At 70.2% G+C, this 7,414-nt stretch carries 7 protein-coding genes; 4 read left to right on the top strand and 3 right to left on the bottom strand.

Annotated elements, in window-relative coordinates:
• Positions 1–17 precede the first annotated feature (17 nt).
• Positions 18–416 (bottom strand): BlaI/MecI/CopY family transcriptional regulator, encoded by a 399-nt coding sequence (locus D7V93_RS33095; RefSeq protein ID WP_120647180.1) that lies wholly within the window; start codon positions 414–416, stop codon positions 18–20.
• A gap of 154 nt (positions 417–570) precedes the next feature.
• On the opposite strand from D7V93_RS33095, the gene D7V93_RS33090 reads away from it, so the two are divergent.
• The 4 genes from D7V93_RS33090 to rimO are packed head-to-tail and all read left to right on the top strand — an operon-like array spanning position 571 to position 5,295.
• A complete protein-coding gene (locus D7V93_RS33090) occupies positions 571–2,211 on the top strand; it encodes a ribonuclease J (RefSeq protein WP_120647179.1) in 1,641 nt (546 codons plus the stop codon).
• 26 nt (positions 2,212–2,237) lie between these two features.
• Positions 2,238–2,735, top strand: a complete 498-nt coding sequence (locus D7V93_RS33085; RefSeq protein WP_120647178.1) for a YajQ family cyclic di-GMP-binding protein — start codon at positions 2,238–2,240, stop codon at positions 2,733–2,735.
• A gap of 11 nt (positions 2,736–2,746) precedes the next feature.
• Positions 2,747–3,862, top strand: coding sequence for a hypothetical protein (locus tag D7V93_RS33080; protein ID WP_208723236.1), 1,116 nt, complete (start codon positions 2,747–2,749; stop codon positions 3,860–3,862).
• Between the two features lie 32 nt (positions 3,863–3,894).
• Complete coding sequence (gene rimO / locus D7V93_RS33075; RefSeq protein WP_372338375.1) at positions 3,895–5,295, top strand: 30S ribosomal protein S12 methylthiotransferase RimO; 1,401 nt, start codon at positions 3,895–3,897, stop codon at positions 5,293–5,295.
• Positions 5,296–5,318: 23 nt separating this feature from the next.
• Here rimO and D7V93_RS33070 read toward each other — a convergent pair whose 3' ends face one another.
• Complete coding sequence (locus tag D7V93_RS33070) at positions 5,319–6,737, bottom strand: hypothetical protein (RefSeq protein ID WP_120647176.1); 1,419 nt, start codon at positions 6,735–6,737, stop codon at positions 5,319–5,321.
• A 14-nt stretch (positions 6,738–6,751) separates the two neighbouring features.
• On the bottom strand, positions 6,752–7,414 hold a 663-nt coding region (lolA, locus tag D7V93_RS33065), incomplete at its 5' end, for an outer membrane lipoprotein periplasmic chaperone LolA (RefSeq protein WP_504739588.1).

Raw genomic sequence — 7,414 nt, 5'->3', positions numbered from 1 at the left:
GTCCCTGAGCGAGAGGTTCATCCCCTGCCCCCCTTGCGACCCAGCAGCTTGCGGATCTGCTCCACCTCCTCCGCCGACAGCGGCACCGCCTCCACCAGCCGCGCCACCAGCGACGAAGGCGTGCCGTCGAACACCGTCGCCACCAGGTGGCGCACGCTCTGCGCCTCATAGGCCTCGCGCGACAGCCGAGCGGAATACAGGTGCCCGCGCCCTTCCTTGCGGCTGTGCACCACACCCTTCTGCTCCAGGATGCGCAGCACCGTGGACACCGACGTGTAGGCCAGCTTGCGCTCCGCGGGCAGCGCCGCGAGCACGTCCGCCACGCTCACCTCCCCCAGCTTCCACACGAGCTGCATCAGCTCCAGCTCCACCGGCGTCAGCGGCCGGGACTCCTCGACGGACGGCGACCTGGACACGGCGGCGACCTCCCTGACTTCGAACTAAAGGCTTAGTTCCGATACAACTAAGCCTTTAGTTGAACCGAGTCAAGCAGGCGGCCAGAGGCGTTGAATCGCGAGGGGGTGCGGATTCCCACGCGCCAGGTGGAGCAAGTCCTTAGACTGCGCTCACATGCTCCACGTCATACCTCTGGGCGGCCTCGGCGAAATCGGCCTCAACGCCATGGTGCTCGCCTGTCGTGGGGAGATGCTGCTCATCGACGCCGGTCTGATGTTCCCCTCGGCGGGAATGCCGGGCGTGGACATCATCGTCCCAGACTTCACCCACCTGAAGCGCAACGCCGCGCAGCTCAAGGGCGTGCTCTTGACGCACGGCCATGAAGACCACATCGGCGCGCTCCCCTACCTGCTCGGCGAGGTGCCGGTCCCCATCTACGGCACGCGCTTCACGCTGGCGCTCGCGCGCAACCGCCTGGAGGAGCTGGGCGTGGAGGCGGACCTGCGCGAAATCGAACCGCGCACGCCCTTCAAGGTCGGCACCGCCTTCCAGGTGGAGGCCACGCGCGTCACGCACACCGTGCCGGACGCGGTGGGCTTCATCGTCCGCACGCCCGAAGGCACCATCATCCACACCGGCGACTTCAAGCTGGATCCGGACCCCATCGACGGGCTGAAGACGGACCTGGAGCGCTGGGGCGAGGCGGGCGACGAAGGCGTGCTGTGCCTGCTGTCGGACTCCACCAACTCCGAGCTCCCCGACGAGACGGGCAGCGAGCGCGTGGTGCAGGCCACCTTCGAGCGCCTCTTCCAGGAGACGAAGGGTCGCATCGTCGTCGCGCAGTTCTCCTCCAACCTCCACCGCGTGCGGCACCTGTTGGAGCTGTGCGAGCGCACCGGCCGCCTGGTCGCGCTCCAGGGCCGCAGCATGGTGCGCAACGTGGAGCTGGCGCGGGAGATGGGCTACCTCCAGGTTCCTGACTCGCTCTTCGTGCACCTGGACTCCGTGCCCAAGCTCGCGCCCCACCGCGTGGCGGTGCTCACCACCGGCGCCCAGGGCGAACCCCGCGCGGGCCTCACCCAGCTGGCCAACGGCGACGGGCCCGTGCGGCTGGAACCCGGCGACCTGGTCATCGTCAGCGCCCGCCCCATCCCCGGCAACGAGCGCTCCGTGGGCGCGCTGCTCGACCAGCTCCACTGGCGCGGCGCCCGCATCGTCTACGCCCAGGTGGAGCCCGGCGTGCACGTCTCCGGACACGCCAGCCGCCCCCAGCAGCGCCGCGTGCTGGACATCGTGCGCCCGCGCAACTTCGTCCCCGTCCATGGGGAAGTCCGGCACCTGCACCGACATCTGACCACCGCGCGCGAGTCCGGCATGGCCCCGGAGGGCCTGCTGCTGGCGCACGACGGCGACGTGGTGACGTTCCAGGAGGGCCAGGGCCGCTTCACGGGCAGCGTGCCGTCCGGCCGCATCCTCCGGGAGCGCTCCGGCAACGGGGTGCTGACGGCGGAGACCCTGGGGGAGCGCAACCGGCTGGCGGAGACGGGCATGGTCGCCGCGGTGGTGGTGCTCCGGCGCGACACCCAGGCCCTGGTGGCGGGCCCCCAATTGTCCGGCCAGGGGCTCTCTCCTGACGAGCAGGGGGTGCTCTCCCGGGTGGCCCTGGAGGCGAAGGCCTACTTCGAGGAGTTCAACCCCCAGCTTCGCGGGGACGACGCCCTGGCGCGCGAGGAGCTGGTCCGGGCGGTGAAGCGGGCCTTCAAGCAGCACACCTCCCGACGCACCCTGGTGGTCCCCTTGGTCGTCCGGGTGTAGGTATGGTAAGGGCGCCGAAGCCCCCCATGCCCTCCTTCGACGTCGTCTCCAAAATCGACCTGGCTGAGCTCGACAACGCGGTCAATCAGACCAAGAAGGAGCTCAGCACGCGCTATGACTTCCAGGGCGTCAACGCCGACATCATCGTCGCCCCGGACAACACCTCCGTCACGGTGAAGGCCAACAGCGAGGACAAGGTCCAGGCCGCCAAGGAGGTGCTGCTGGTGAAGCTGGCCAAGCGAGGCATCAGCCTGCGGGTGCTGGAGTTCGGCGACATCGAGAAGACGGGCCTCGCCAACGTCAAGCAGCCCATCAAGCTGCAGCAGGGCATCCCGGTGGAGAAGTCCAAGGAGCTCATCAAGGTGCTCAAGGACTCGAAGATCAAGGTCCAGGGCTCCATCCAGGCGGATCAGCTTCGCGTGACGGGCAAGAACCGCGACGACCTGCAGGCCGCCATGGCGTTGTTCCGCAAGGAGCAGGACCGGTTGAGCCTGGACATGCAGTTCACCAACTTCCGCGACTGAGCTCCCCCGCCATGCACGCCGCTCCCCCGGCCCTCCTCACGCTCTGCCTGCTGCTCGCGTCCTCCGCCCCGCTCGCGCAGGAGGCCGCGCGCCCCAGCCGCCCGGTGCCCGTGCTCAAGAAGGCGCCGCGTCCGGAGGGCGGGCTCAAGGACTTCGGCTCGCCGCTGGTGCTCAAGCCGCTGACCGTCGAGGGCGCCACCGCGAACTTCTCCGCCCGGGTGGGCTGGCGCAAGGACACGCTCTTCGTGGGCGTGGAGGCTACGGACAACCAGCTGCTCGCGGGCGACCTCATCACCCTCACCCTGTCCTTCCCGGACGCGGGCCCCACCGCCACGGGCTACACCTACCGCTTCGCCTTCGACGGCCAGCGCACCTCCGCGGCCGACAGCGGCACGCCCCGGTTCGCGCAAGGGCTGGTGAACGCCTCGGTGCACCGCCGGGGCGACACGCTGGTGGTGGTGGCCATGGTGCCGGTGCGCGCCCTGCCCCGCTTCCCCGCGGTGGAGCCGCTCGTCATGGACCTGTGCGTCACCTACGAGGACCAGGACCAGGTGGGCCAGAAGACGGTGCCGGTCTCCAACTGCACGGGCGGCACGACGATGGTGGGCGAAGCGCTGCGGCTGCCGGACGACACGCGCAAGAACCTCAAGCTCAAGCCCCCCGCGTCCGTCACCGCCCTGGAGGCGGCCCCCACGGGCTGGCTCGGGTGGGGCGTGATGCCCTACCCGGACTGGGCCCAGGGCGATTCATCGCTCACGCCCCCGTCGCTGCGCGCGCTGGTGGCGCCCAAGGCGGTGGACGCGTCGACGATGGGCGTCAACGTGCCGGACACTTTGAGCCTGCCGGACGGGCGACCGGTCGTTACCGTGCTCACCGGGAAGAATCCCTATGCCGTCGAGGGTCAATGCGACTCCGACGACGAGCTCCGGATGGGGCTCTACGTCGTATCGGGCAAGACGGCGCAGCAGGCGCTCGAGTGGCCGGCCGCCACCTGTGCGCTGGGTCGCGCCAGTTCCATCGAACTGGATGAAGAGGGAGCGCTGACCATCGGTTACTCGAACGGCGCCATCGTCAACTTCGTTTGGAGTGCGGACCACTTCGATCGAACGGAAATCGGAAAGCGGTAGACGCAGTGGAAGACACCAAGAGCCTGTACATGATGACCCTCGGCTGCCCGAAGAACCGGGTGGACTCCGAGGTGATGCTGGGCACGCTGCGCACCCGCGGCTATTCGCTCGTGCAGGACCCGGCGGCGGCCCAGGTCATCGTCGTCAACACGTGCGCCTTCATTGGCCCGGCGAAGCAGGAGTCGGTGGACTCCATCCTGGAGATGGCGGAGCTCAAGAAGACGGGCGCGTGCAAGACGCTCGTCGTCACGGGCTGCCTGTCCCAGCGCTACGGCCAGGACCTGTCCCAGGAGATGCCGGAGGTGGACCACTTCCTGGGCACCAGCGCCTACGCGCAGATTGGCGACCTGCTGGCCGCCGAGGCGTCGCCGCGCCAGGTGATTCCGGATCCGGACTACATCCACAACGCCCAGACGCCGCGCATCAACTCGATGCCGAAGTACACGGCGTACCTCAAGATCTCCGAAGGCTGCGACAACGCCTGCGCGTTCTGCATCATCCCCACGCTGCGCGGCGGCCAGCGCTCGCGCACGGTGGAGGACATCCTCGCCGAGGCGCGCAACCTCGCCGACAGCGGCGTGCAGGAGCTGAACCTCGTCGCGCAGGACCTCACGGCCTACGGGCATGATCTGCCCGGCAAGCCCAAGCTCCACGAGCTGCTCCGGGAGCTGGCGAAGGTGGACGTGAAGTGGATCCGCCTGCACTACGCCTACCCGCGCGTGTTCCCGGACGAGCTCATCGACGTCATCGCGTCCGAGCCGAAGATCGCCAAGTACCTGGACATGCCGGTGCAGCACGCCAGCGACAAGCTGCTCCTGTCCATGAAGCGCGGCCGCAACTCCAAGTTCCTCAAGGAGCTGCTCACCAAGCTGCGCGAGCGCGTGCCGAACCTCGTCATGCGCACCTCGCTCATCGTCGGCCTGCCGGGTGAGACGGAGGAGGACTTCGAGCTCCTGAAGGAGTTCGTGAAGGAGCAGCGCTTCCAGCGCCTGGGCGTCTTCCAGTACTCGGATGAAGAGGGCACCTCCGCGTTCGACCTGCCGAACAAGGTCCCCGCGAAGACCATCGAGCGCCGCTGGCGCGAGGTGATGGCCATCCAGAAGCGCATCAACCGCGAGCAGAACAAGAAGCTCGTGGGCCAGAAGCTCACCGTGCTGGTGGAGGGCCCCAGCGAGGAGTCCGAGCACCTGCTGGTGGGCCGCCACGAGGGCCAGGCGCCCGAAATCGACGGACAGGTCTACATCAACGACGGCCTGGCGTACCCGGGCGAGTTCGTCACCGTGGAGGTGACGGAGGCGCACGACTACGACCTCATCGCCCGCGTGGTGGAGCGTCCGGACCCCAAGCAGCGCACGCACACCCCGCGCGAGGCCCTGCCCGCGCCCGTGCCCCTGAAGGCGCTGAAGCGTCCCGCGGAGCCGCGGCCGGAGTAGTCACCGGCGGCGGTTGAACAGCACTACTTCGGATCCTCGGGCTCCAGCTCGCGCTCCTCGACGGGAGGCGGCTGCGGGCCCGAACCCTTGGTGGGCACCGCCACGCCCTCGCCCAGCGGCGTCGGCTGGCACTCGCACACCGTGCGCCGCGACGCGGTCTCCGTGACGAAGGCGCAGGTGGTGGGGCACTCGGGCTGACGGCCCTCCTCCACCAGCGACACCGCGTAGCTCCGCGCGGCCTGGAGCGCGGCGTGACATGCGGGCAGGCTCTGCGCCAGCGACGCCCACGGCAGCCGGTGCTGCGTGTTGGCGCCGCGCAGGGTGGTGGGGAAGCTCAGCCCCACCTGACAGCCCGTCTCCAGGCGCTGGCCGTCCGCGCCCCGGGGCTCCACGTACAGCCGCACGCCCTCGGGCACGTCCCGGTACACCGCGCCGGAGAGGGCCACCGCGCCGTCCGGCTCGGGGTGCACGAAGACGCCGTAGCAGGCCTCCTCGCTGAAGGCCCCGCCCTCGCCCGCGCACTGCTGCCGGCCACCGTCCTCGGGCGTGCGCACGCGAGGCCTGCGCAGCACCAGCGCTCCGCCCTGCGCGTCCACGGTGGCGGTGAAGTGGCCCCACACGTCCGGCCCCAGCCGGCCCAGGCTGCTCTGTGACGGCCAGCGGCCCGCTGCCTCCATCACCAGGGGGCGCACGCCCAGCCCGTCGGCCACCTCCACCGCGTCCACCGCGAAGGTGCGCGGCGGCAGGCCCGCGGCCGTCTCCAGCGGCTGGAGCCCCTGCGCCAGCGCGGGGTCCACCGCCAGCCGGGAGAAGGGCTCGCGCGTCCCCAGGACGAAGGGCCCGGTGACGCTCGCGGTGCCCTGCGTCACCTGCACGGCGAGCAGCGCCCAGTCCCCCACGGGGTCGCGGCTGAGCTCCACGACGTGCGACTCGCGCACCGCGTCCGACGCGCGCAGCTCCGCGTCATAGGCCTCGCGGGGGCGCGTGGCGGTGAAGGTCACCTCGCGGCGCAGCGGCTCCACGGTGAGCGCGTACGGGGCCAGCACGTCCTGCCCCAGCGTCACCGAGCAGCCCTTCTCGCCGGACAGCAGCACCGTGCGCAGGGGCGGCGCCACCGGGCCCACCGTCAGCGCGGGAGCCGGCACCTCGGGCCACGAGCGGTGGCCACCGGACGGCTCGGGCACGCGCGCGGTGCCGGCGGGCGCGGGCGGCGTGTCCCCGAAGCAGCCGGTGGTCACGAGCGACAGCGGGCGCGCGACATCCAGCACGACGGGCACGGCCCGGCCATCGAGCCGGCCCGCCACGGTCAGCCGCAGCGCAGGCGACGACAACAGGGGCAGCGTCTGCCCCACGAGGCTCGTGGGACGCACGGGCCCCGGCGGCGCGGAGGAGTGACATCCCGCGCCCAGGAGCACGCACCCCGCCAGCAGCACGCCGCGCATGGAGGGCGGCCTTCCTACTGCGCCTTCGGCTTGGTGAAGTCATCCACGCGGGTGCCCTCGGGCGGGTTCAGCTTGAAGCTGTCCGCCGAGATGCCCACGTTCGTCTTCAGGTCCACGAAGGCGATGGTGTTCTCGCTGCCGTCCGGATCCACCACGGTGCTCTTGAGCACCTGGGCCGTCGTGGGATCCACCTCCAGGCGCACCTGGCGGAAGCGCGGCTCCGTCTTCAACGGATCCAACACCAGCAGCGTGCCCTTGCAGTCCTTGCAGTCGCCCTTGGAGATGGCGAACTCCTCCGCGAGATTCCCCTGGCCGAAGAGGAACGTCACCGACGCGGAGAGCTGGCTGGTGTCCATCGCGGCCACCGACAGCGTCTGCGCGGCCGGGTCGTACATGTACACCTTGCTGCCCGCGAGCACGAAGGTGCGGGGCGACGGGTTCGTGTACTCCCAGCGCATCAGGCCCGGCTTCTTGTACGTCACCGTGCCCGTGGACGACTGCGTGCGGCGGAAGGTCTTGTACTTGTAGTCCTGCTTGAAGCCCGACTTGAAGTCGCCCGTCTTCTCGTAGAAGGCCTGCATCCGGTCCACGAGCGTCTTCACCTCGGCCGTCATCTTCGGCGCGGGCTTCGGCGCGCTGGCGGCGACCGTGCCGGCATCCGTCTTGCCCGCATCCGG

Source organism: Corallococcus llansteffanensis (genome assembly GCF_003612055.1).
Lineage (GTDB): Bacteria > Myxococcota > Myxococcia > Myxococcales > Myxococcaceae > Corallococcus > Corallococcus llansteffanensis.
This window is presented reverse-complemented; position numbering and strand designations above follow the sequence as displayed.